Below are 2,702 nucleotides of genomic sequence, written 5' to 3'. Positions count from 1 at the left end.
TCCTTACTTTGTGTGTTTACTTCTGTTTGTGTAGTACTAACCGATTTATTACTCGCTTGCAATGACAACGTCCCGAATAAAACAGCTTTTGGAAAAAATTTACCGTCTTTTACTTTTAGTTCAACATATGAATTTTCCTTAATTGTTGCAGTTGCTTTGAAGGCCTGAAAGCATATATCATTAGTAACTTGTGCATTAAGAATATATTCATCTTTTATTGGATCTATGCTACCCTTGTATTTTAACTCAGATCTTTTTCCTTGGCTACAAGTAGATGATGTATCAGATACAGGTAAAAGAATTTCGCCATTAAAATTAGCTGACACCAATGAATTTGCAGCAATTTTAACATCGAGTGAGTCTAAAGACATTTCCCACCCAGAGGCATCACCTTCATCTAGGCTAATTAAATTAGTTCCTAAAAAATGTCCTGAAACCCCCATACGGTCAATTAGTAGATCTTTTGCGTTAAAATGTATCCTAGCCTTACTATTCTTTTTTTTGAATTCCTCAGGTAACACAACATTAAGCGTTTTTACATATATTCCCCGCCATAAATTTTCATTTCCTGGTATTAAATATTTGGATTCATAATTAACAGGCCAGTTTACATTTTTAGAATTTCTTAAATCGCTCAAATCTAGTACTGCATTATTGAGTTCGAAACAAAAACCTTTTTTTGAAGCCAACTCAAATTTTGGCATAGATATTTCTACCAAAATATCATTCCAATTTGACACAACAGTTTTGAAATTAGTAGTAACATGTGCTGTCTTATCTTCAGCAATAAATTTGTCATTAACTGGGACAATTAGATTTCTGGAAAAATTTAAATCGGCAGTAATTCCTAGTTCTTTAAAACCATTGCAATCAATGGTGACATATGTCTTTTTATCAACTTCTCCAGTTGCCATATTCATACCTCCCTTTAAAATCAATAAAAGATTTTCACCATTAATTTTGATAGGAACGTCACCAAGTAAGGCTAGATTCGTATCGCCAACTAATCCACCCTTGTGTGATAACTTTATGTTGTTAGCACCAAAAAACAATTGTTTTGACTGCCCGTTAGCATCTTTTTGAGGAATTATAATTCGTACAAAAGCTGTTAACTCAGTATATTCAGCTTTAAATGTGGCCTTGCTTATCCCTAACATGTATTGAATGCCTCCAATGGTTTTTTTTATGCCTATTGGTAACATCGAAAGTTTTTTAGGCTCTAAAAAATCCGTTAAACTGCTATTTTTTTCTATTTTTTCTATAGTAGCTTTTGCAAGTTCTAAATCTTTTTGAGTCTCTTGTGAAAGAGGAAAATTATGATCTAAAAAGTCTTTTGTAAACTCACTTGTTTGTTGATTGTAATGAAAAACAGAAGCTACTTCAGGAGTATGTTTTTTAGTCAAATTAAAATTAGAATAGATAGAATTTTTATTTTGACTTTTTAATATTGTATCATTATGTACTTTTGCGTAAGAATTGAAACTAACAAAAAGAAGGGATATACAAAATGTAAAAATATTTTTTTGTAAAGTAATTTTTTTCAAGTTCGGTATATTTTAATGGTTTGAAGCCTTTTTTTTTAATTTTGTGGTCAAATTTTTTTATGCTTTAATTTTAATAACGTTAATGATCAACAAAAACTACTTTTAATAACAGTTACCATTTAGTTATTCGTTTTGAGAACAATTTTTGTGACTTATAGAGAAAAATCATTTCAAGAATTTTATATTTATCAATCTTTAATTAAATATTTTTATGAAAAAAACTTTCATTAAGAGATTTTCCTAATATTTAATAAAACTTTAACGGTTGCAAATGTAAGTTCTTTAATTCAAAAAATAATAATGTTTTTATAAATAGTAATTTATTTAATAGAAAATTTCTTTTTAAAATTGATCTGTTTTCTCCTTGACTGCATTACTGCAGTTAAAAATTATTTGTTATCAACAATTTATAAAAAGCACTACCATTCAATATTGTTCTACTTTAGGAGGTGATTTTACAACATAAATATGCTAACCTCCAAAAAAATCTGACAATATATCCAGACTAATTTAGATTCGATCATCCGTCGAGGAACTAGGTTAATAATATGTCAAATACATGATTTTTTGGTATTTTTGTTTCGTCTGAAGAGTACTATAAAGTATTTATAGTTTCGCAAAATCAAAAATATGGGATTTTCAGGATCTTTTTATTTTAGGCTTTTGAATAGCAGTGCCAATAAATAAAACAATTGAGAACTTTATTCAATTAAATACTAATTCCTTACAATTATATTGATATAAATCAAAACTTTGAAAGTAAACCTAATGTTGAGTATAGTTCTTAAAAAACATACCGAAAGCTCATTAAATACTGGGAATTTATAACGGCATTGGAGCCTCATTCTGTACAAGAAAAAAAGCTTAACGAATCATTTTTTTTGGCTTTAGACTTAATATTTAAAATCATAATTTCAAGCTCTCAAAAAATGTTAATATCGGAATTAGGTGTTCGATTGTGATCCCGCTCAGTCCACAAAAAACCTCATAATCTTTTGATTATGAGGTTTTTTTTAGTTGACAATGCAGTTGATTTTATTAATGTTTATAAATCATATTGTTTTTATTGCTACCCCCTCTCGTAATCGTTTGCAACGAGTACCTACTTACTTAAAGACCGAAAATAAAGCGTTTGCAACGCGTGTTATTTAAACAGAT

General features: G+C 28.8%; 1 pseudogene. It reads right to left on the bottom strand.

Annotated features, from left to right (window positions below):
- Nucleotides 1-1,544 (bottom strand): annotated as a pseudogene (locus AC061C_RS15515) (hypothetical protein); the annotation flags it as partial.
- Nucleotides 1,545-2,702 lie beyond the last annotated feature (1,158 nt).

The organism is Flavobacterium sp. GNP010 (assembly GCF_056428945.1).
The sequence above is the reverse complement of the archived record's forward strand: the minus strand, read 5'-3'. Positions and strand labels throughout refer to the sequence as shown.